Source organism: Pseudomonas sp. CFBP 8771, assembly GCF_014841695.1.
GTDB classification, from domain to species: domain Bacteria; phylum Pseudomonadota; class Gammaproteobacteria; order Pseudomonadales; family Pseudomonadaceae; genus Aquipseudomonas; species Aquipseudomonas baltica.
Genome location: NZ_JACYUJ010000004.1, coordinates 196,659 through 216,552, shown reverse-complemented (window position 1 = coordinate 216,552; position 19,894 = coordinate 196,659). Strand labels below are relative to the sequence as shown.

The 19,894-nt window shown below is 64.1% G+C and carries 26 protein-coding genes; 17 read left to right on the top strand and 9 right to left on the bottom strand.

Features of this window, described 5'->3' with window-relative positions; translation table 11 throughout:
- Window positions 1–7: 7 nt before the first annotated feature.
- From IFT80_RS10875 to IFT80_RS10865, 3 genes are read right to left on the bottom strand one after another with little or no spacing between them, the layout of a single operon-like run.
- The gene (locus IFT80_RS10875) at window positions 8–547 is read right to left on the bottom strand and encodes a chemotaxis protein CheW (protein ID WP_122480498.1); all 540 of its coding nucleotides are present in this window, start codon (window positions 545–547) and stop codon (window positions 8–10) included.
- A gap of 9 nt (window positions 548–556) precedes the next feature.
- Window positions 557–922 carry a twitching motility response regulator PilH gene (gene pilH / locus IFT80_RS10870; protein WP_122480669.1) on the bottom strand — a complete coding sequence of 122 codons (366 nt, stop codon included), beginning with the start codon at window positions 920–922 and terminating at the stop codon, window positions 557–559.
- A gap of 54 nt (window positions 923–976) precedes the next feature.
- Window positions 977–1,366: a response regulator gene (locus IFT80_RS10865; RefSeq protein WP_122714517.1), complete on the bottom strand. Its 390-nt coding sequence runs from the start codon at window positions 1,364–1,366 to the stop codon at window positions 977–979.
- A 192-nt stretch (window positions 1,367–1,558) separates the two neighbouring features.
- Here IFT80_RS10865 and gshB point away from each other — a divergent pair, with 192 nt between their 5' ends.
- The 7 genes from gshB (at window position 1,559) to IFT80_RS10830 (ending at window position 7,563) form a co-directional block, all read left to right on the top strand.
- Window positions 1,559–2,512 (top strand): glutathione synthase, encoded by a 954-nt coding sequence (gene gshB, locus IFT80_RS10860; RefSeq protein ID WP_192137551.1) that lies wholly within the window; start codon window positions 1,559–1,561, stop codon window positions 2,510–2,512.
- 89 nt (window positions 2,513–2,601) lie between these two features.
- Entirely contained in the window at window positions 2,602–3,507 is a 906-nt protein-coding gene (locus IFT80_RS10855; protein WP_122480501.1) for an energy transducer TonB, read from the top strand.
- A 61-nt stretch (window positions 3,508–3,568) separates the two neighbouring features.
- Complete coding sequence (locus IFT80_RS10850) at window positions 3,569–4,138, top strand: YqgE/AlgH family protein (RefSeq protein ID WP_122480502.1); 570 nt, start codon at window positions 3,569–3,571, stop codon at window positions 4,136–4,138.
- A complete protein-coding gene (ruvX, locus tag IFT80_RS10845) occupies window positions 4,138–4,578 on the top strand; it encodes a Holliday junction resolvase RuvX (protein WP_122480503.1) in 441 nt (146 codons plus the stop codon). Before IFT80_RS10850 ends, ruvX begins: the two co-directional genes overlap by 1 nt.
- Window positions 4,579–4,760: 182 nt before the next feature.
- The gene (gene pyrR, locus IFT80_RS10840) at window positions 4,761–5,279 is read left to right on the top strand and encodes a bifunctional pyr operon transcriptional regulator/uracil phosphoribosyltransferase PyrR (protein WP_122480504.1); all 519 of its coding nucleotides are present in this window, start codon (window positions 4,761–4,763) and stop codon (window positions 5,277–5,279) included.
- Window positions 5,280–5,290: 11 nt separating this feature from the next.
- Window positions 5,291–6,295, top strand: a complete 1,005-nt coding sequence (locus IFT80_RS10835) for an aspartate carbamoyltransferase catalytic subunit (RefSeq protein ID WP_122480505.1) — start codon at window positions 5,291–5,293, stop codon at window positions 6,293–6,295.
- Window positions 6,292–7,563, top strand: a complete 1,272-nt coding sequence (locus IFT80_RS10830) for a dihydroorotase (protein WP_192137550.1) — start codon at window positions 6,292–6,294, stop codon at window positions 7,561–7,563. The genes IFT80_RS10835 and IFT80_RS10830 overlap by 4 nt, the downstream gene beginning before the upstream one ends.
- Window positions 7,564–7,874: 311 nt before the next feature.
- Here IFT80_RS10830 and IFT80_RS10825 read toward each other — a convergent pair whose 3' ends face one another.
- On the bottom strand, window positions 7,875–8,282 hold the full coding sequence (locus IFT80_RS10825) for an NINE protein (RefSeq protein WP_122480507.1): 408 nt from the start codon (window positions 8,280–8,282) through the stop codon (window positions 7,875–7,877).
- 249 nt (window positions 8,283–8,531) lie between these two features.
- On the opposite strand from IFT80_RS10825, the gene IFT80_RS10820 reads away from it, so the two are divergent.
- Window positions 8,532–9,167 carry a C40 family peptidase gene (locus IFT80_RS10820; RefSeq protein WP_122480508.1) on the top strand — a complete coding sequence of 212 codons (636 nt, stop codon included), beginning with the start codon at window positions 8,532–8,534 and terminating at the stop codon, window positions 9,165–9,167.
- 226 nt (window positions 9,168–9,393) lie between these two features.
- Here IFT80_RS10820 and IFT80_RS10815 read toward each other — a convergent pair whose 3' ends face one another.
- On the bottom strand, window positions 9,394–10,428 hold the full coding sequence (locus tag IFT80_RS10815) for a type IV pilus twitching motility protein PilT (protein ID WP_122480509.1): 1,035 nt from the start codon (window positions 10,426–10,428) through the stop codon (window positions 9,394–9,396).
- A 66-nt stretch (window positions 10,429–10,494) separates the two neighbouring features.
- Between IFT80_RS10815 and IFT80_RS10810 the strand changes: the two genes are divergently transcribed.
- From IFT80_RS10810 to IFT80_RS10775, 8 genes are all read left to right on the top strand, one after another.
- Window positions 10,495–11,235, top strand: coding sequence for a YggS family pyridoxal phosphate-dependent enzyme (locus tag IFT80_RS10810; protein ID WP_192137549.1), 741 nt, complete (start codon window positions 10,495–10,497; stop codon window positions 11,233–11,235).
- On the top strand, window positions 11,232–12,053 hold the full coding sequence (gene proC / locus IFT80_RS10805; RefSeq protein WP_192137548.1) for a pyrroline-5-carboxylate reductase: 822 nt from the start codon (window positions 11,232–11,234) through the stop codon (window positions 12,051–12,053). Before IFT80_RS10810 ends, proC begins: the two co-directional genes overlap by 4 nt.
- Before the next feature lie 21 nt (window positions 12,054–12,074).
- The gene (locus tag IFT80_RS10800; protein WP_122480512.1) at window positions 12,075–12,665 is read left to right on the top strand and encodes a YggT family protein; all 591 of its coding nucleotides are present in this window, start codon (window positions 12,075–12,077) and stop codon (window positions 12,663–12,665) included.
- Window positions 12,666–12,817: 152 nt separating this feature from the next.
- Window positions 12,818–13,957: a homoserine O-succinyltransferase MetX gene (metX, locus tag IFT80_RS10795; RefSeq protein WP_122480513.1), complete on the top strand. Its 1,140-nt coding sequence runs from the start codon at window positions 12,818–12,820 to the stop codon at window positions 13,955–13,957.
- Window positions 13,958–13,964: 7 nt separating this feature from the next.
- Window positions 13,965–14,585, top strand: a complete 621-nt coding sequence (gene metW, locus IFT80_RS10790; RefSeq protein ID WP_043191520.1) for a methionine biosynthesis protein MetW — start codon at window positions 13,965–13,967, stop codon at window positions 14,583–14,585.
- Between the two features lie 112 nt (window positions 14,586–14,697).
- Entirely contained in the window at window positions 14,698–15,294 is a 597-nt protein-coding gene (gene rdgB / locus IFT80_RS10785; RefSeq protein ID WP_192137547.1) for an RdgB/HAM1 family non-canonical purine NTP pyrophosphatase, read from the top strand.
- On the top strand, window positions 15,291–16,478 hold the full coding sequence (gene hemW, locus IFT80_RS10780; protein ID WP_192137546.1) for a radical SAM family heme chaperone HemW: 1,188 nt from the start codon (window positions 15,291–15,293) through the stop codon (window positions 16,476–16,478). The genes rdgB and hemW overlap by 4 nt, the downstream gene beginning before the upstream one ends.
- An 11-nt stretch (window positions 16,479–16,489) precedes the next feature.
- Window positions 16,490–16,813, top strand: a complete 324-nt coding sequence (locus IFT80_RS10775) for a DUF3392 domain-containing protein (protein WP_192137545.1) — start codon at window positions 16,490–16,492, stop codon at window positions 16,811–16,813.
- Window positions 16,814–16,823: 10 nt separating this feature from the next.
- Here the strand turns inward: IFT80_RS10775 and trmB are convergent, their stop codons facing one another.
- The 4 genes from trmB to IFT80_RS10755 form a co-directional block, all read right to left on the bottom strand.
- Window positions 16,824–17,546: a tRNA (guanosine(46)-N7)-methyltransferase TrmB gene (gene trmB, locus IFT80_RS10770; RefSeq protein ID WP_122480516.1), complete on the bottom strand. Its 723-nt coding sequence runs from the start codon at window positions 17,544–17,546 to the stop codon at window positions 16,824–16,826.
- Between the two features lie 9 nt (window positions 17,547–17,555).
- A complete protein-coding gene (locus tag IFT80_RS10765) occupies window positions 17,556–18,350 on the bottom strand; it encodes a thiazole synthase (protein WP_122480517.1) in 795 nt (264 codons plus the stop codon).
- Window positions 18,351–18,404: 54 nt separating this feature from the next.
- Window positions 18,405–18,620 carry a sulfur carrier protein ThiS gene (gene thiS, locus IFT80_RS10760; RefSeq protein WP_342030363.1) on the bottom strand — a complete coding sequence of 72 codons (216 nt, stop codon included), beginning with the start codon at window positions 18,618–18,620 and terminating at the stop codon, window positions 18,405–18,407.
- 70 nt (window positions 18,621–18,690) lie between these two features.
- Window positions 18,691–19,062 (bottom strand): DUF423 domain-containing protein, encoded by a 372-nt coding sequence (locus IFT80_RS10755; RefSeq protein ID WP_122480518.1) that lies wholly within the window; start codon window positions 19,060–19,062, stop codon window positions 18,691–18,693.
- A 79-nt stretch (window positions 19,063–19,141) separates the two neighbouring features.
- Between IFT80_RS10755 and mtgA the strand changes: the two genes are divergently transcribed.
- Entirely contained in the window at window positions 19,142–19,864 is a 723-nt protein-coding gene (gene mtgA / locus IFT80_RS10750) for a monofunctional biosynthetic peptidoglycan transglycosylase (protein ID WP_122480672.1), read from the top strand.
- Window positions 19,865–19,894: the final 30 nt, after the last annotated feature.

The window sequence follows — 19,894 nt, the reverse complement described above, 5'->3', positions numbered from 1 at the left end:
GGCATGCTCAGAGTGCTACATCCAGGAAAGCGGGGGCCTGTACCAGCCGGGCCGGGCTGAACACGCACCAGGGGTGTTCACGCAGGAAGTGGCCCTGCAGGAACGGCGCGGCGGCAGCCAGCGCCGTTTCGGGCAATGATGCCTGGTGGTTGGCCGAGCTGAAATGCTGCAGACCTGCGACCTCGTCCACCAGCAGGCCGACGAAGATGTCCGCTCGGTCCACCACCAGCACCCGGTGCTGTTTGCGCTGCGGCGACAGGCCATGGCCGAAGAATCCGCCCAGGTCGATGACCGGCAACAGCCGCCCGCGCAGGTTCGACACGCCCACGACCCAGGGCCTGACCCCCGGCAGCCGCGTGCTGCGTGGCTCGGGCAGCACTTCGGCGACCTCGCCCATGGGCGCGACGTACCAGTGCCCGGCCAGACGAAAACCTATGCCGCTCCAGGTCTGCAGGCGCAGTTCCTGCGAGGGCAGCTCGGCGGCCAGCAGGCGACAACGCTGGTCGATATCGAGCAGCAGGTCGAAGGCGGTGCGTGACTCCAGCATCGGCGTGGGTCAACCGGCCAGGACGGTGTTCAACGTCTGGATCAAGGTGTCCTCGTCCACCGGCTTGGTCAGGTAGCCCTTGGCCCCCTGGCGAGTGCCCCAGACCTTGTCGGTTTCCTGATCCTTGGTGGTGATCATGATCACCGGAATGTGCGCGGTCTCTTCGTCCTTGTGCAACTGGCGGGTCGCCTGGAAGCCGTTCAAGCCGGGCATGACGATGTCCATGAGGACGGCGTCGGGCTTCTCCTGGCGGGCCAGGGCCACACCATCGGCACCATTCTGGGCCTTGAGCACTTCATGACCGTGCCGTTCCAGCATGCCGGTGAGTTTGTAGGTTTCCGTCTGCGAATCATCGACGATCAGGATTCGAGCCATGCTGTTCCCCATGCGGTAAAGGCCCTGGCACGCGCCAGGGCTGGACAACGTTCGCTACGCGGCGAAACCCGGCACATGGGTGCGGATCGCGGCGAGCAGTTCTTGCTTGCTGAAGGGCTTGGTCAAAAATTGATCCGAGCCGACACTGCGGCCGCGAGCCTTGTCGAACAGGCCATCGCGCGACGACAACATCACCACCGGAATGGCGCTGAAGGCGCTGTTGCTCTTGAGCAGCGCGCAGGTCTGGTAGCCATCCAGGCGCGGCATCATGACATCAATGAAGATGATATCGGGACGTTCGTCGACGATCTTGGCCAGGGCATCGAAGCCATCGAGTGCGGTGATCACTTGGCAGCCTGCCTGTTCGAGCAACAGTTCGGCGCTGCGACGAATCGTCTTGGAGTCGTCGATCACCATGATCTTGAAGGCTTCGGACGTTTTCATGGAGGCTCTGATGTGCGCTTGCCCCGACGGGCGCCTTCGCGGGCAATAAAGAAGTCCGAGCCTTTTTAGCACACTCTCCAACAGCGTTCCATCGGCCGCTGCCCCTTGACCTGCGGGCCATGCGGCGCCACCCTGACGCCACTTTCCAAGACCCATTCGCAAGCGGCACGTCCCGCGTACAGGAGCTACCCCATGAGCGTTCGCCTCGGCATTGTCATGGACCCGATCGCCAACATCTCCTACAAGAAGGACAGCTCGCTGGCCATGCTGCTGGCAGCCCAGGCACGCGGTTGGTCGCTGTTCCACATGGAAATCCAGGACCTGTATCAAGGCCAGGGCCAGGCCCGCGCGCGGATGCGTCCGCTCAAGGTCTTCGCCGACCCGCAGCACTGGTTCGAATTCGAGTCGGAATTCGACGCGCCGCTGGCCGATCTCGACGTCATCCTGATGCGCAAGGACCCACCCTTCGACCTCGAATTCGTCTACAGCACCTACCTGCTCGAACAGGCCGAGGCCGCGGGCGTACTGGTGGTGAACAAGCCGCAGAGCCTGCGCGATTGCAACGAGAAGATGTTCGCCACGCTGTTCCCGCAACTGACCCCGCCCACGCTGGTCAGCCGTCGGGCCGACATCCTGCGCGAGTTCGCCACCGAACATGGCGACGTCATTCTCAAGCCGCTGGACGGCATGGGCGGCACCTCGATCTTCCGCCATCGGGTGGGCGATCCGAACCTGTCGGTCATCCTCGAAACGCTGACGGCCATGGGTACCCAGCAGATCATGGCGCAGCGCTACCTGCCGGCGATCAAGGACGGCGACAAACGCATCCTGATGATCGACGGCGAGCCGGTGCCCTACTGCCTGGCGCGTATTCCCGCCAGCGGCGAGACTCGCGGCAACCTGGCAGCCGGGGGGCGTGGCGAAGCGCGTCCGCTGAGCGACAAGGACCGCTGGATCGCCGAACAGGTCGGCCCGTCGCTGCGCGCCCGGGGCCTGTTGTTCGTCGGCCTGGACGTGATCGGCGAGCACCTCACCGAGATCAACGTCACCAGCCCGACCTGCATCCGCGAAATCGACGCGGCATTCGGCACCGACATCGGCGGCCAATTGATGGACGCCATCGATCGCAAGCTCAAGGCACGCTGACCCTACGCCCCTGCTCCGGGTTATGATGCACGCCCTTTCAGTTGCCGGGCGCGCATCGCCGCCCGGGTTGCACGCCTGCCGGATTCTTCATGACGCTGCCCGCCGACCTCCCTGCTGAACTGACCCGCATCGGCGCCCGCCCTGCGGATCGGCTGGGTTTTACCCTGTTCCTCGCCGCGCTGCTGCACGTCGCCCTGATCGTCGGCGTGGGCTTCGGCACGCAGCCGCCTACCCAGATCAGCAAGACCCTGGAAGTGACCCTGGCACCGCTCAAAAGTCAGACCGCGCCCAAGGATGCGGATTTTCTTGCCCAGGACAACCAGCAAGGCAGCGGCACCCTGGACAAGAAGGCCGTGCCCAAGACCACTGAAGTCGCGCCCTTCCAGGACAGCAAGATCAACAAGGTGACGCCACCGCCTGCGCCCAAGCCGGTCACCCAGCCCGAGCCTGCACCGCTGAAGAAGGCCATCGCCACCACGGCCCCCCGGCCGGTGAAGACCGAGGCACGACCGCCACCGGTCAAGCCCGACCCCAAGCCAAAGGCCGTTACCCCGGAATTCGACAGCTCGCAGCTGTCCAGCGAGATCGCCAGCCTGGAAGCCGAGCTGTCCCACGAGCAGCAGGCCTACGCCAAGCGTCCGCGCATCCACCGTTTGAGCGCGGCCTCGACCATGCGCGACAAGGGTGCCTGGTACAAGGATGACTGGCGCAAGAAAGTCGAACGCATCGGCAACCTCAATTACCCCGACGAGGCACGCCGCCAGCAGATCTACGGCAGCCTGCGGCTGATGGTGTCGATCAACAGCGACGGCTCGCTCTACGAGGTGTTGGTGCTCGAATCGTCCGGCCAGCCGCTGCTCGATCAGGCGGCCCAGCGCATCGTGCGCCTGGCCGCGCCGTTCGCGCCCTTCACCGGCGATCTGGCCGACGTCGACCGCCTGGAGATCATCCGTACCTGGCGCTTCGCCAAGGGCGATCGCCTGCAGAGCAATTGAGACACATGAAACTGCGCCTGCAAGCTTGTCAGGCTGGCAGGCCGACGCCACACTACAGGTCATGAAAAACCTCGAAACGAGCTACCTCAGGAACCAGTTCCTGATCGCCATGCCGCACATGGCGGACCCCAATTTTGCCCATACCTTGACCTACATCGTCGAGCACACGCCCAATGGCGCGATGGGCCTGGTGGTCAACCGCCTGCAGGACCTGAACCTGGCCGACATACTCGAGCAGTTGCGGCCGGACACCGAACCACCGGCTTCCTGCCAGCAGGTGCCCATCTACAACGGCGGGCCGGTGCAGACCGACCGCGGCTTCGTTCTGCACCCCAGCGGCCCGGTGTTCCAGGCCACGGTCGAGCTGGGCGAGGTCTCGCTGTCCACCTCCCAGGACATCCTGTTCGCCATCGCCGATGGCGCGGGTCCCGAGCAAAGCCTGATCACCTTGGGCTACGCCGGCTGGGAAGCCGGTCAGCTGGAAGCCGAACTGGCCGACAATGCCTGGCTGACCTGCCCTTTCGATGCCGACATCCTGTTCAATACCGACAGCGACCAGCGCCTCGGCGCGGCGGCGGCACGCCTGGGCATCAACCTCAGCCTGCTGACCAGCCAGGCGGGCCACGCCTGATGAGCGCACCCAGACTGCTGCTCGGCGTGGATTACGGCACCAAGCAGATCGGCTTCGCGGTCGGCCAGGTGATCACCGGCCAGGCCCGTGAACTGTGTACCCTCAAGGCCCAGAACGGCGTGCCCGACTGGACCCGCGTCGAAGCGCTGATCAAGGAATGGCAGCCGGACGCCATCGTCGTCGGCCTGCCGCTGAACATGGACGGCAGCCCCAGCGAAATGAGCGAGCGGGCAGAAAAGTTCGCCCGCCGCCTGAACGGCCGCTTCAACATCCCGGTGCACACCCACGATGAACGGCTGACCACCTTCGAGGCCAAGGGCGAGCGCATGGCCCGTGGCGGGCAGCGCGGCAGCTACCGCGACAACCCGGTCGACGCCATCGCTGCCAAGCTGCTGCTGCAAGGCTGGCTGGAGGCGAATGCGCTGGGTGGCAACAGCTGAAGATGACAGCAGCTGCACCCCACCCCCCTGTAGCAGCGGTGCAAGCCGCGTCCGGCCTCGACGCATTTTTCCAGATACACCGCGCGACCGCCGACGCGGCTTGCGCCGCTGCTACAGGTGCGGTGCAAGCCGCGTCACACCGCACCCCTTCTCTTCGGACGATCTCAACCACAGGAGCACACATGAGCCTTCCCAACCCGGCCGAGCTGATCGGCGCGATGGCTGTCGACCTCAAGGCCCATCTGGCCAGGCGCTCCATTGCCGAGCCGCGCTACATCGGCATTCACAGCGGCGGTGTCTGGGTCGCTCAGGCGTTGCTGCAAGCCATGGACAGCAAGGCTGCGCTGGGCACCCTGGACGTGTCGTTCTACCGCGACGACTTCAGCCAGAACGGCCTGCACCCGCAAGTGCGCCCCTCGGCCCTGCCCTTCGAGATCGAGGGCCAGCATCTGGTGCTGATCGACGACGTGCTGATGAGTGGCCGCACCGTCCGCGCTGCCCTCAATGAACTGTTCGACTACGGCCGCCCTGCCAGCGTGACCTTGGTGTGCCTGCTCGACCTGGACGCCGGCGAGCTGCCGATTCGCCCCGACATCGTCGGTGCCACCCTGTCGCTGGCTGCCCATGAACGGGTAAAATTGCTCGGCCCGTCCCCGCTCGCCCTCGAGCGCCAGGACCTCGTTTCCGCCTCCAGCCTTTAAGAGCCCCCGCCATGACGCCTATCGACGCCAAGCGCCCGCTGCAGCTCAATGACCAGGGCCAGCTACGCCATTTTCTTTCCCTCGACGGCTTGTCCCGCGAACTACTGACCGAAGTGCTCGATACCGCTGATTCGTTCCTTGAAGTTGGCGCCCGTGCGGTCAAGAAAGTCCCGTTGCTGCGCGGCAAGACCGTGTGCAACGTGTTCTTCGAAAACTCCACGCGCACGCGCACCACCTTCGAGCTCGCCGCCCAGCGCCTGTCGGCCGACGTCATCACCCTGAACGTGTCGACCTCCTCGACCAGCAAGGGTGAAACCCTGTTCGACACCCTGCGCAACCTCGAAGCGATGGCCGCCGACATGTTCGTCGTGCGCCACGCCGACTCCGGGGCCGCGCACTTCATCGCCGAGCACGTCAGCCCGGAAGTGGCCATCATCAACGGTGGCGATGGCCGCCATGCCCACCCGACCCAGGGCATGCTCGACATGCTCACGATTCGTCGGCACAAAGGCGGCTTCGAGAACCTGTCGGTAGCGATCGTCGGCGACATCCTGCACTCGCGGGTAGCGCGCTCGAACATGATCGCCCTCAAGACCCTGGGCTGCCCGGACATCCGTGTGATCGGTCCGAAGACGCTGTTGCCCATCGGCGTCGAGCAGTATGGCGTCAAGGTGTTTACCGACCTGGAGCAGGGCCTCAAGGATGTCGATGTGGTGATCATGCTGCGCCTGCAGCGTGAACGCATGACCGGTGGCCTGCTGCCCAGCGAAGGCGAGTTCTATCGCCTCTACGGCTTGACCACTGCGCGTCTGGCCGGTGCCAAGCCCGACGCCATCGTCATGCACCCAGGGCCGATCAACCGTGGCGTCGAGATCGAATCGGCCGTCGCCGATGGACCTCATTCGGTAATTCTCAACCAGGTCACCTACGGCATCGCAGTCCGCATGGCGGTGTTGTCGATGGCCATGAGCGGGCAGACGGCCCAGCGTCAATTCGAGCAGGAGAGCGTCCAGTGAGCCTCAGTATTATCGGTGCACGGGTGATCGACCCCGCCAGTGGTCTGGACCAGATCAGCGACCTGCATATCAGCCAGGGGCGAATCGTGGCCATCGGCGATGCGCCCGCCGATTTCACCGCCAGCCAGCGCCTGGACGCCAGCGGCCTGGTGGCCGCGCCCGGCCTGGTCGACCTCAGCGTGTCGCTGCGCGAGCCCGGCTACAGCCGCAAGGGCACCATCGCCAGTGAAACCCGGGCCGCAGCTGCCGGTGGCGTCACCAGCCTGTGCTGCCCGCCGCTGACCAAGCCGATCCTCGATACCTCGGCAGTGGCCGAGCTGATCCTGGATCGCGCCCGCGAGGCCGGGCATGCCAAGGTGTTTCCGATCGGTGCCCTGAGCAAGGGCCTGGAAGGCGAGCAACTGGCGGAACTGATTGCCTTGCGCGATGCCGGCTGCATTGCTTTCGGCAATGGCCTGAACAGCTTCGGCAACCACCGGACGTTGTGTCGTGCGCTTGAGTACGCCGCAACGTTCGACCTGACGGTGATCTTCCATTCCCAGGACCGTGACCTGTCCGCCGGCGGGCTCGCCCACGACGGCCCTACGGCCAGCTTCCTTGGCCTGGCAGGCATTCCGGAAACGGCTGAAACCGTCGCCCTTGCACGTGACTTGCTGCTGGTCGAACAAAGCGGCGTGCGTGCGCATTTCAGCCAATTGACCACCGCCCGCGGCGTCGAGCTGATCGAACAGGCCCAAGGCCGCGGCCTGCCGGTCACGGCGGACGTGGCGCTGTACCAATTGATCCTGACCGACGAGGCGCTGACCGGGTTTTCCAGCCTGTATCACGTGCAACCGCCGCTGCGCTCGACAGCGGATCGGGAAGGCTTGCGTGCGGCGGTGAAGAAGGGCGTGGTGCAGGCCATTGCCAGCCATCACCAGCCCCACGACCGTGATGCCAAACTGGCCCCGTTCGGTGCGACCGAGCCGGGTATCAGCAGTGTCGAGCTGCTATTGCCGTTGGCCCTGACCCTGGTGCAGGATGGCTTGCTCGACCTGCCGACCTTGCTCGCGCGCCTGGGCCAGGGCCCGGCCGAGGCCATGCGCTTGCCGGCCGGCCGCTTGCAGGTGGGCGCAGCGGCAGATCTGGTGCTGTTCGATGAAGGCGTCTCGACGGTGGCCGGCGAGCGCTGGCTGTCCAAGGGCGCCAACTGCCCGTTCCTCGGTCACACGTTGCCGGGCGCCGTGCGTTACACCTTGGTGGATGGGCATATCAGCTTCACTGGCTGATCCCCCCCGCTCCTACAGACGACACCATCCCTGTAGGAGCGGTCAGCGGCCGCGAAAGCCTCGCCGCAGTACGGCTGATGCACCGCACTCACTTCTTCGCGGGCAGAGCCCGCTCCCACAGACGCCCCCCCCGTAGGAGCGGTCAGCGGCCGCGAAGGCCTCGCTGCGGCCTGCCTGATGCACCGCACCCACTTCTTCGCGGGCAGAGCCCGCTCCCACAGACGACCACCCCCGTAGGAGCGGTCAGCGGCCGCGAAGGCCTCGCTGCGGTCTGCCTGACACAGCGCAGCAGGGGCTGCAGCCTGAACGACCTACCCGCGCTGCGCGTTCTTCATCGACACCTGATCATTCAGCGTCCAGAAGTCATAGAGCACGCCCACCAAGAACAACCCCCCAGTCAGCAGGTAGATCACCCCGGTGATCCACTTGCCCATGTACATGCGGTGCACACCGAACAAACCGAGAAAAGTCAGCAGTACCCAGGCCACGTTGTAGTTGGTCTGGCCGCTGTGAAAGCGCATGTCGGCGTGCCGGTCCATGGCCGGAATCAGGAACAGGTCGATAAGCCAGCCGATGCCGAACAGCCCCAGGGTGAAAAACCAGATCGTCCCGGTCACCGGCTTGCCGTAGTAGAAGCGATGAGCACCGGTAAAGCCCAAAATCCACAACAGGTAGCCCATGACTTTGCTGTGGGTATCGTGGATCCGATAGCTGTTCATTGTTGATGTGCGCCCTCTGATATAAAAATTTTTTGAACGGTTTTGTGACTTTTTTGCCCCGTCCCGACGTATGGCATTTCTGTGACCGACATCGGCTGAACCCTTGCAGCACCTGAGTTGCGTGCCGCACAAAGGACAATTCTGCGCCCGATTGGTGCCATTTGCGACCTGCGTGCCTCGACCAGCGGATTAAAAACCACACAAAAAGCTGTTATAAAGTTGCGCGCCTACCCACATGAGCCCTGCCGAATGCGTCCATTTTTCAAGACATGGCTGACCATCTGCCTATTATTGCCCCTGGCCGCCCACGCCACCAATCGTGAGCAACGACTTCCCGCTGGCTTCAATGGCTACACCGCCCAGTCCGCTACCGAACAATCGCAACGCGCCCCACGCATCGTCGTGACCCGCCCTGCCAGCAACAACCAGGCATTGGCCAAGGTTACCGCGGTCAAGGTCGGCAGCGCCTCGTCCAAGCAGAGCAGCGATGTGCTCAGCCGTGCGGTCAACGTGCTTGGCACCCCCTATCGCTGGGGCGGCAGCAGCCCGAGCAAGGGTTTCGACTGCAGTGGCCTGGTCAAGTATGCCTTCAACGACGTGAAAGCCGTTGATCTGCCGCGTACGTCCAACGCCATGGCTGCGGGCCACGGTGTCAAGGTTGAACGCAAGGACCTCAAGCCGGGTGACCTGGTATTTTTCAACATCAAGAGCCGCAAGGTGAATCACGTCGCCATCTACCTGGGCAACGACCGCTTCATCCATGCCCCGCGTCGTGGCAAGGCTGTGACCATCGACACCTTGAAGAAACCGTACTGGAACACCCACTACGCTGTCGCCAAGCGCGTCCTGCCCAAAGAGCCCGCGCTGCGCATCGTCCAGCGCTGATCCCTCTTTCCGCGGCGTGCCCTTCGCGGCCACGGACCGCTCCTACGGATGACCGCAATTGTCTGTAGGAGCGGTCATCGGCCGCAACGCATTCACCGCAGGGCATCAGCCCGACCGCGGTGCGCCCTTCGCGGCCACTGGCCGCTCCTACGGATGACTGCCATTCTCTGTAGGAGCGGCCAGTGGCCGCGAAACGTACGCCACGGTGCAGCGGGATATGCACCGTTCAGAAGTTGTCCGGGGACTTGGCCTTTTCGCGCGCCGAGTCGCGGCTGATGATGCCCTGGGCGAGCAGGTTCTTCAGGCACATGTCCAAGGTCTGCATGCCCAGCGATCCACCTGTCTGGATCGACGAGTACATCTGCGCGACCTTGTCTTCACGGATGAGGTTACGAATCGCCGGGGTGCCGATCATGATCTCGTGCGCAGCCACCCGCCCGCCACCAATCTTCTTCAGCAAGGTCTGAGAAATCACTGCCTGCAGCGATTCGGACAGCATTGAACGCACCATCGACTTTTCCTCTGCCGGAAACACATCGACCACCCGGTCGATGGTCTTCGCCGCCGACGTGGTGTGCAGCGTGCCGAACACCAGGTGCCCGGTCTCGGCCGCCGTCAACGCCAGCCGAATGGTTTCCAGGTCGCGCATTTCGCCCACCAGGATCACGTCCGGGTCCTCACGCAACGCCGAGCGCAAGGCGTGGGAGAACCCCAGGGTGTCGCGGTGCACCTCACGCTGGTTGACCAGGCACTTCTTCGACTCGTGGACGAATTCGATCGGATCTTCCACGGTCAGGATGTGATGGTGCTTGTTGCTGTTGAGGTAATCGATCATCGCCGCCAGGGTAGTCGACTTGCCCGACCCGGTCGGCCCGGTGACCAGCACCAGTCCGCGCGGCACTTCGGTAATCTTGCGAAACACATCTCCCATGCCCAGGTCGTCCATGCTCAGCACCTTGGACGGAATGGTCCGAAACACTGCACCGGCACCGCGGTTCTGGTTGAACGCGTTGACCCGAAAGCGCGCCACACCGGGCACTTCGAAAGAAAAGTCGGTTTCCAGAAACTCCTCGAAGTCCTTGCGCTGCTTGTCGTTCATGATGTCGTAGATCAGCGCCTGGACCTGTTTGTCGTCCAGCGCCGGCAGGTTGATACGGCGCACGTCGCCATCCACCCGAATCATCGGCGGCAGGCCTGCGGACAGGTGCAGGTCGGATGCGCCTTGTTTCGCACTGAAGGCCAACAGCTCGGTAATGTCCATGAGACTCCCCAAATACAGACAAGCAGGTAGAATGCCGCAGACCTGAAACCCGCCGGCACGAATTCAATGTCCACGATAGCAGACAACATTTCGCAAGTGAGTGCCCGAATCGCAGCCGCTGTCCGACAGGCGCAACGCGAGCCCGGCCAAGTCGGCCTGCTCGCGGTCAGCAAGACCAAGCCTGCCGCCACCATGCGCGAGGCATTCGCCGCCGGCATCCGTGACTTCGGCGAAAACTATCTGCAGGAAGCCCTGGGCAAACAGCTGGAACTCGCCGACCTGCCCTTGATCTGGCACTTCATCGGCCCCATTCAGTCGAACAAGACGCGCGCAATCGCCGAACACTTCGACTGGGTACATTCCGTGGACCGCCTCAAGATCGCCCAACGGCTCAGCGAACAACGCCCGGCCCCGCTTGGCCCCCTGAACATCTGCATCCAGGTCAATGTCAGCGGCGAGGCCAGCAAGTCCGGCTGCGATCCCGACGACGTAGCCACCCTGGTCAGCGGCATCGCCGCGCTGCCCAACCTGCGCCTGCGTGGCCTCATGGCCATACCGGAGCCCACCGATGACATCGCTCTGCAGAACGCTGCCTTTGCCCGCGTGCGTGCGCTGCAGCACGATCTGCCAATGCCGCTGGACACCTTGTCCATGGGCATGAGCCACGATCTGGAGGCAGCCATCGCCCAGGGCGCCACGTGGGTGCGCATCGGCACGGCGCTGTTCGGCGCGCGCAACTACGGCCAAGACACCTCCCCGGCGCACACCGCCGTGGCCTCCTCACCTTTGAGCAAGGATCCTTCATGAGCAACACTCGTATTGCCTTCATCGGCGCCGGCAACATGGCCGCCAGCCTGATCGGCGGCCTGCGCGCGCAGGGTGTCGAAGCCAGCCACATCCGCGCCAGCGACCGCGGCGCCGAACAGCGTGACAAGGTAGCGGCCGAACATGGCATCGAGGTGTTCGCCGACAACGCCGAGGCCATCGAGGGGGTCGACGTGGTGGTGCTGGCCGTGAAGCCGCAAGGCATGAAGGACGTGTGCCAATCGCTGGCACCGAGCCTGGCACCCGGTCAACTGGTGGTCTCGATCGCCGCGGGCATCAACTGCGCGAGCCTGCAGGCGTGGCTCGGCGAGCAACAGCCGATCGTGCGCTGCATGCCCAACACCCCCGCGCTTTTGCGCCAGGGCACCAGCGGCCTGTACGCCACCGCCGACGTCAATGCCGAACAACGCCAGCAGGCCGAAGACTTGCTGGGCGCGGTCGGCCTGGCCCTTTGGCTGGATGAAGAACAGCAACTGGATGCGGTCACCGCCGTGTCCGGCAGCGGCCCGGCCTACTTCTTTCTGTTGATAGAAGCCATGACCGCCGCCGGGGAAAAACTCGGGCTGCCGCACGAGACGGCTGCCCGGCTGACCCTGCAGACCGCCCTGGGCGCTGCGCACATGGCCGTGGCCAGCGACGTCGACGCTGCCGAACTGCGTCGTCGCGTCACCTCCCCCGCCGGTACCACCGAAGCGGCCATCCAGTCATTCCAGTCCGAAGGGTTCGAAACCCTGGTGCAGAACGCCCTGAACGCCGCCGCCCGGCGTTCGGCCGAGCTGGCCGAACAGCTGGGTCAATAACCAGGTCATCAAGGAGCTTTCATGTACGGTCTCAATACCGCGGCGATCTATGTCGTGCAAACCCTGGGCAGCCTGTATCTGTTGATCATGCTGCTGCGCTTCGTGCTGCAGCTGGTGCGTGCCGACTTCTACAATCCGCTGTGCCAGTTCATCGTGCGCGCCACGCAGCCGCTGCTCAAGCCGGTGCGGCGGATCATCCCCAGCCTGTTCGGGCTGGACATGTCCTCGCTGCTGCTGGCCATCGTCATCCAGATGATCATCATGGCGCTGACCTTGCTGCTCGCCTACGGCACCACCGGCAACCCCTTGCAGTTGCTGGTGTGGTCGATCATCGGGGTGACCGCGCTGTTCCTGAAGATCTTCTTCTTCGCCATGATCATCAGCGTGATCCTTTCCTGGGTCGCGCCGCAAAGCCACAACCCGGGTGCCGAGCTGGTCAACCAGATCTGCGAGCCGGCTCTGGCGCCGTTCCGGCGCATCCTGCCCAACCTGGGTGGCCTGGACATCTCGCCGATCCTGGCCTTCATGGTACTCAAGCTGCTGGACATGCTGGTCATCAACAACCTGGCCATGAGCACCGGCATGCCGCAGATCCTGCGCCTGCTGATCTGACCGCCGCATGCCGCCTGCGTGAAGGTCCCGATGGGCTTTCACGCACGCGGCAAACGCTCCCTGCCTGCGTGCCTCCAACCCCGCCAAGCGCTGCTTGCCCCTGTGCCCCGCGCTCTTTAGACTTACGCCTCATTCAAGCGTGAGCAGGGTCGATGTCCACTGTCTTTCCCGATGATTGCGTCGGTCTGGTCGTTCCACAAATTGCCCACTTCAGCGAACCCCTGGCCCTGGCCTGCGGACGCTCGCTGCCCGCCTACGACCTGATCTACGAGACCTACGGCCAGCTCAACGCCAGTGCCAGCAACGCGGTGCTGATCTGCCACGCGCTGTCGGGCCATCACCACGCCGCCGGCTACCACTCCGCCGACGACCGCAAGCCGGGTTGGTGGGACAGCTGCATCGGTCCCGGCAAGCCCATCGATACCAACCGCTTCTTCGTGGTCAGCCTGAACAATCTGGGCGGCTGCAACGGTTCCACCGGGCCCAGCAGCATCGATCCCGACACCGGCAAACCGTTCGGCGCCGATTTCCCGGTATTGACCGTCGAAGACTGGGTTCACAGCCAGGCCTGCCTGGCAGACGCCCTGGGAATCACCCAGTGGGCGGCGGTGGTTGGAGGCAGCCTGGGCGGCATGCAGGCCTTGCAGTGGACCATCACCTACCCCGAGCGCGTTCGTCACTGCCTGGCAATCGCTTCGGCGCCCAAGCTCAGCGCACAGAACATCGCCTTCAACGAGGTGGCGCGCCAGGCCATCCTGTCCGACCCCGAGTTCCATGGCGGTGATTTCCAGGCCCGCGGGGTGATACCCAAACGCGGCCTGATGCTGGCGCGCATGGTCGGGCACATCACGTACCTGTCGGATGATTCGATGGGCGAGAAATTCGGCCGCGGCCTGAAGAGCGAAAAGCTCAACTACGATTTCCACAGCGTGGAATTCCAGGTGGAAAGCTACCTGCGTTATCAGGGCGAGGAATTCTCCGGTCGCTTCGACGCCAATACCTACCTGCTGATGACCAAGGCGCTGGACTACTTCGACCCCGCCGCAGCTCACGACGATGATCTGGCCGCCACGTTCGCCCATGTGCAGGCCAAGTTCTGCGTGATGTCGTTCACCACCGACTGGCGTTTTTCGCCAGCGCGCTCGCGCGAGCTGGTCGACGCCTTGATGGCCGCGAAGAAAGACGTCTGCTACCTGGAAATCGACGCGCCGCAGGGGCATGACGCTTTCCTGATCCCCATTCCACGGTATCTGCAGGCGTTCAGCAGCTACATGAACCGCATTGCACTGTGAGGCATCCATGAGAGCTGACCTAGAAATCATCCAGGACTGGATCCCTGCCGGCAGCCGCGTGCTCGACCTGGGCTGTGGCAATGGCGAGTTGCTCGCCTGGCTGCGCGACCACAAGCAGGTCACCGGCTACGGCCTGGAAATCGATGCGGACAACATCACCGAATGCGTGCGCAAGGGCATCAACGTCATCGAGCAGGACCTGGACAAAGGCCTGGGCAATTTCGCCAGCAACAGCTTCGACATCGTGGTCATGACCCAGGCGCTGCAGGCTGTGGAATACCCTGACCGCATTCTTGACGAAATGCTGCGGGTCGGTCGCCAGTGCATCATCACCTTCCCCAATTTTGGCCACTGGCGCTGCCGTTGGTACCTGGCCAGCAAGGGCCACATGCCGGTGTCCGAGTTCCTGCCCTATACCTGGTACAACACGCCGAACATCCACTTCTGCACCTTTGCCGACTTCGAGGCCCTGTGCAGCGAGCGTCGCGCGCAGGTGCTCAACCGCCTGGCGGTGGATCAACAGCACCGCCACGGGTGGGCGAGCAAGATCTGGCCCAACCTTCTGGGCGAGATCGGCATCTACCGGGTCAGCAGCCCCGGGCTGCAGGAGCATCGGGTGGCGGTGTAGACGGCTTTTCGCGGTCTGTGGGAGCGGGCTCTGCCCGCGAAGCTGACGACTGGATACATCAGACAGACTGCATGAACTGGCTCTTTGAACCCTTCGGAACCCATTCACAACCATGATCAATTTCACCCAACTCGTCCTCGCCAGCCATAACACAGGCAAGCTCAAGGAACTGCAGGCCATGCTCGGAGGTGCGGTGCAACTTCGCTCGGTCGGCGAATTCAGCCAGGTCGAGCCCGAGGAAACCGGGCTGTCGTTCGTCGAGAACGCCATCCTCAAGGCACGCAACGCTGCGCGCCTGTCCGGCCTGCCGGCACTGGCGGACGATTCCGGCCTGGCCGTGGACTTCCTCGGCGGTGCCCCGGGCATCTATTCGGCGCGCTATGCCGATGGCCAGGGCGATGCCGCCAACAATGCCAAGCTGCTCGACGCCTTGCAGGGCGTACCCGACGAGGCGCGCGGTGCGCAGTTCGTCTGTGTGCTGGCCCTGGTGCGGCACGCCGACGACCCGCTGCCGATCCTCTGCGAAGGGCTCTGGCACGGCCGCATCCTGCATGCCGCCAGCGGTGCCCACGGATTCGGCTACGACCCGTTGTTCTGGGTGCCCGAGCGCAACTGTTCAAGCGCCGAACTCGACCCTACGCAAAAGAACCAACTGAGCCACCGCGCCCGTGCCATGGCCTTGCTGCGCCAACGCCTGAGCCTTGCATGAACGACCAACTGCTTTATCCGCCGGCACCGCGTCCCGACCAGGCGCTGGCGCAATTGCCACCCCTGGCGCTGTACATCCACATCCCCTGGTGCGTGCGCAAATGCCCGTACTGCGACTTCAATTCCCACACCGCCAGCCCGGTTCTGCCTGAAGAAGAATACGTCGACGCCCTGCTGGCCGACCTAGACCAGGACTTGCCCGCGGTCTACGGACGCCCGCTGAATTCGATCTTCTTCGGCGGCGGCACGCCCAGCCTGTTCAGCGCGGCCGCCCTGGGCAGACTGCTGGCCGGCGTCGAGCAACGCATCGCCTTCGCGCCCGACATCGAGATCACCCTGGAGGCCAACCCCGGTACCTTCGAACAGGACAAGTTCGTCGCCTATCGCAAGCTGGGGATCAACCGCCTGTCCATCGGCATCCAGAGCTTCCAGCCGCAGAAGCTCGAGGCGCTGGGCCGCATCCACACCGGTGACGAAGCCTTGCGCGCTGCCGAAATGGCGCGCCGCGCCGGTTTCGACAACTTCAACCTGGACCTGATGCACGGCCTGCCCGATCAGTCCCTGGAAGAGGCACTGGACGATCTGCGCCAGGCCATTGCCCTGGCGCCCACGCACCTGTCCTGGTACCAGCTGACCCTGGAACCCAACACGGTGTTCTGGAACCAGCCACCCGTGCTGCCCGAGGACGATATTCTCTGGGACATCCAGGAAGCCGGTCAGGCCCTGCTGGCCGAGCATGGCTTCGGCCAGTACGAAGTGTCGGCCTATGCCAGGCCAGGCAAGGCAGCGCGGCACAACCTCAACTACTGGAGCTTCGGCGACTTCATCGGCATCGGCGCCGGTGCCCACGGCAAGCTGAGCCACCCTGATGGACGCATCGTGCGTACCTGGAAAACCCGCCTGCCCAAGGATTACCTGAACCCCGCCAAACCATTCAAGGCCGGCGAGAAGGCCTTGGCCGCAGACGAGTTGCCCTTCGAGTTCCTGATGAACGCGCTGCGCCTCACCCAGGGCGTCGACGCCGGGCTGTTCGCGCAACGCACCGGCCTGTCCCTGCAGTCACTGGCGACGGCACGCGCCAACGCCGAACAAAAGGGCCTTTTACAGGTCGAACCGACGCGTCTGGTCGCCACTGCCCGCGGGCAGTTGTTCCTCAACGACCTGCTGCAATACTTCCTGGTATAAGGATTGTCCTGATGGATTTCGTGCTCGATCTGCTCGCCATCGTGTCCCGCTGGGGCCGAGGCAACCTTTCGGAGATCTCCCTGGCCTTGGTGGGCTGTGTGCTGGTGCTGTTCGGCGCCGATGTGAAGGCGTGGGCCGAGGGCCGCCTGGGCTCGCTCTCGGGCATGCTGCGAGTGCCCCTGATCGCCTTGATGTGCGTGATCGGCAGTGGCGCGGCCTTGATCTATGCCACGCCCTGGGTGCTGAAGGGGTTGAGCCAGTTCAACAACTACAGCCTGGCGCCGGTGCTGTTGGTGGTGTTGGTGCTGCTGGGGATCGTCGCTGATCGCAAATGATGCGTGAGCCTCAATCGACCTTCTCGAACTTCAGATCCCACACCCCATGCCCCAGCCGCTCGCCGCGGCGCTCGAACTTGGTCACCGGCCGCTCGGCCGGACGCGGTACGCAACCGCCATCGGCCGCCTGGTTGCGGTAACCGGGCGCAACGTTCATGACTTCCAGCATGTACTCGGCATAGGGTTCCCAATCGGTCGCCATGTGCAGCACACCACCGACTTTCAGCTTGCTGCGAACCAGTTCGGCGAACGCCGGCTGGACGATGCGCCGCTTGTGGTGGCGCGCCTTGTGCCATGGGTCCGGGAAAAACAGCAGCAGGCGATCCAGGCTGTTGTCGGCAACGCACTGCTTGAGCACTTCGATGGCATCGCAGTCGTAGACCCGCAGGTTTTTCAAACCCTGGGTCAGCACGCCGTTGAGCAGTGCGCCAACGCCAGGCCGGTGTACTTCAACACCGATGAAATCCAGCTCCGGCGAGGCCGCTGCCATCTCGAGCAGCGAGTGGCCCATGCCGAAGCCGATCTCCAGGGTGCGCGGCGCAGTGCGGCCGAACACCTGGTCAAAGTCGGCCGGTTCATCGGTCAGTGGCAGCACGAACAGCGGCTTGCCCTGGTCCAGGCCACGCTGCTGACCTTCGGTCATGCGTCCGGCGCGCATCACGAAGCTCTTGATAGCGCGGTGCTGGCGCGGTTCGCCTTCGTTGGACGTTGGCGTTTCTTGCGAGTCAGTCATCGGGGGCTCTTACTTGATCAGGCCATCCAGCGGCGAAGAGGCGCTGGCATAGAGTTTTTTCGGCATGCGCCCGGCCAGATAGGCCATGCGCCCGGCAATGATGGCGTGCTTCATGGCCGCGCCCATCATGATCGGATCCTGCGCGTGGGCGATGGCCGAGTTCATCAGCACCGCTTCACAGCCCAGTTCCATGGCTATGGTGGCGTCGGACGCGGTACCCACGCCGGCATCGACCAGTACCGGGACCTTGGCTTCTTCCAGGATGATCTGCAGGTTGTACGGGTTGCAGATACCCAGGCCAGTGCCGATCAAGCCAGCCAGCGGCATGACTGCGATGCAGCCGATCTCGGCCAACTGGCGAGCGATGATCGGGTCATCGCTGGTGTAGACCATCACGTCGAAACCGTCCTTGACCAGCACTTCGGCGGCCTTGAGGGTTTCGATCACGTTGGGAAACAGGGTCTTCTGGTCGGCCAGCACTTCCAGCTTGACCAGGTTGTGGCCATCGAGCAGCTCGCGGGCCAGGCGACAGGTGCGCACCGCCTCCACGGCGTCGTAGCAACCGGCGGTGTTGGGCAGAATGGTGTAGCGATCCGGCGGCAGCACGTCGAGCAGGTTCGGCTCGCCGGGGTTCTGGCCGATATTGGTACGGCGCACGGCGACCGTGACGATCTGGGCGCCCGAAGCCTCGATGGCCAGGCGCGTCTGCTCGAGGTCGCGGTACTTGCCGGTGCCGACCAGAAGGCGCGACTCGAAGGTGCGACCGGCCAGGGTGAATGGCTTGTCAATGCGAGCATTGCTCATCGGAATTCCTCTGCTGAGGTAAAGATACGAACGTGGAAGGTGCCGGCGACTCGATCAGCCGCCGCCGATGGCGTGAACCACTTCGATCTGGTCACCCTCGCCCAGTACGGTGTCGCCGTGCTGGCTGCGCGGGACGATGTCCTGGTTCAGCTCGACGGCCACGCGGCGGCCGACCAGCTCGAGACGGACCAGCAGCCCGGCAACGGTTTCGCCGTCGGGAAGTTCGAAAGGGTCGCCGTTCAATTGAATGCGCATGCGGTCGGCAGCCATCATTTTTTGGGGGTCGCCATTCTAGCCCGATCGCCGAGGATTCCCAAGGCCAAGCCGACCACCCGCGCGATCAGCCCAGGCGCCAGGCGACCATACCCAGGCACAGCCAACCGGCGAGCAAGGCCAGGCCGCCGAACGGGGTCACGATACCCAGCTTGCTGACGCCGGTCAGGGTCAACAGATACAGGCTGCCCGAGAACAACACGATACCCAGACAGAACAGCGCGCCCGCCCAGCCCACCAGGCGCCCTGGCACATGGACGCTGAGCAGCGCGACCCCGAACAACGCCAATGTGTGGATAAGTTGGTAGCTGACGCCGGTCTGGAAAATGGCCAGATACTCGGCGCTCAGGCGGTTCTTCAAACCGTGGGCGGCGAAGGCGCCGAGCGCCACACCGGTAAAGCCGAAGAACGCAGCCAGCATCATGAACGTACGCAGCATCCAGGTGTGTCCTCATAAAGCCGTGTTGCACTGCAGGGTCTGTATAATGGCCCGCTCACTCGGCCAGGCCAAGCCCTTCATGCTGCAATCCTTCTTCCGCCGTCTGTGCAAGACCCTGCTCTGGTTCGTCGCCGCAAGCGTGGCCGTGGTGGTGATCTTTCGCTTCATTCCACCGCCGGGCACCATGCTCATGGCCGAACGCAAGATCGAATCCTTGATCGACGGCCAGCCGATCGACCTGCAGCGCGATTGGCAACCCTGGGCGAACATCGCCGACGATCTCAAGGTGGCGGTGATCGCCGGCGAAGATCAACGTTTCGCCGAGCATTGGGGCTTCGACATCGCCGCCATTCGTGCAGCGTTTGCGCACAACGAAGAAGGTGGCTCGCTGCGCGGTGCCAGCACTCTGAGCCAGCAGGTGGCGAAGAACGTCTTTCTATGGTCGGGCCGCAGCTGGTTGCGCAAAGGCCTGGAGGCGTGGTTCACCGGTCTGATCGAGATGTTCTGGTCCAAGCAGCGCATCCTCGAGGTGTACCTCAACAGTGCGGAATGGGATGACGGGGTGTTCGGCGCCGAGGCGGCCGCGCGGCACCATTTCGGCGTTGGCGCGGCTCAACTGTCCCGCCAGCAAGCCAGCCTGCTGGCCGCCGTGCTGCCCAACCCGCGCAACTGGAGCGCCAGCCGGCCCAGCCCTTACGTGGCTCGCCGCGCGGGCTGGATCCGCCAGCAAATGGGCCAACTCGGCGGGCATGACTATCTGCTGCGCCTGAACATGCCGCGCCCGGCGCCCTGGGCGGATTAGGCCACGTCTGTGTGAGAGTGCGGCAAGCCC